The sequence below is a fragment of the Stenotrophomonas sp. CASM106 genome, from assembly GCF_049384825.1.
Taxonomy (GTDB): Bacteria; Pseudomonadota; Gammaproteobacteria; order Xanthomonadales; family Xanthomonadaceae; genus Stenotrophomonas; species Stenotrophomonas muris.
Genome location: NZ_JBMRFS010000082.1, coordinates 1 through 412, shown reverse-complemented (window position 1 = coordinate 412; position 412 = coordinate 1). Strand labels below are relative to the sequence as shown.

Here is a 412-nt window from a genome sequence, read left to right as displayed (position 1 = left end):
GCGTCCATAAGGAACGCCCAAGCGCGCCTTGATCGGATTAAGGTCTTCGCTGTTGTGCACCTCAACCGTAAAACCTGCTTTCTCCAGATGCTCCACCCACAGTTGGCAGCAACCGCAGGTCGCACTCTTATGTACTTTGACCAACGGCAACGGACGCTGCGGCTGAGCGACCTGCTGCGCAGCCGCCGATGTCGGAGATTGAGCGGCCGATGCCGCCTCTGCACTGACAGCCGATTCGGGGCGCGCGCATGCGGTCAGCGACAAGGCCGTGGTCAGCAGAAAGAGACAGCTGCGAGAAGTATTCATCATGCGTCCTCAAGAGATGCCCGAGCGCCGAGGCGCTCGGGCGTGGAGCCGGGCAGCTCCATGAAGGGATCAATGCTGGTGGTCGTGGCCGTCATCGGCCTTGGGA

1 pseudogene is annotated in these 412 nt (G+C 61.7%); it reads right to left on the bottom strand.

From position 1 onward, the window contains the following. Positions 1 to 309, bottom strand: a pseudogene (locus tag VG556_RS22635) (DUF411 domain-containing protein); the annotation flags it as partial. Positions 310 to 412: the final 103 nt, after the last annotated feature.